This is a genomic window from Comamonas testosteroni (assembly GCF_000761245.1).
In the GTDB taxonomy this organism is placed as follows: domain Bacteria; phylum Pseudomonadota; class Gammaproteobacteria; order Burkholderiales; family Burkholderiaceae_C; genus Comamonas; species Comamonas testosteroni_C.
Window position 1 is genome coordinate 1 of sequence record NZ_AWOR01000018.1, and the last position, 209, is coordinate 209.

Consider the following 209-nt stretch of genomic DNA (forward strand, 5'->3'; position numbering starts at 1 on the left):
CCAGTGGGTTACTGGCTGGACCGGCTCAGCGGCCAGTCTGTTGGCGCTTACGACCGAGCCACCTCTGCCGTGGTACTCGCCGAATAACGCCAAAGGAATCAGCTCGGCTTTACAGGGACAGCCGCTGTAACTATCCACCGTACCGGCAACAAGCCGGCCATTGCTCTCCATGAAGGAAATGCCGCCGATGATCTTGTACGTTTGCCCAT

1 protein-coding gene is annotated in these 209 nt (G+C 58.4%); it reads right to left on the reverse strand.

Annotated features, from left to right (window positions below; all coding sequences use genetic code 11):
- A partial coding sequence (locus P353_RS29790; RefSeq protein WP_034366115.1) for a hypothetical protein occupies window positions 1-209 on the reverse strand: 209 nt, incomplete at both ends.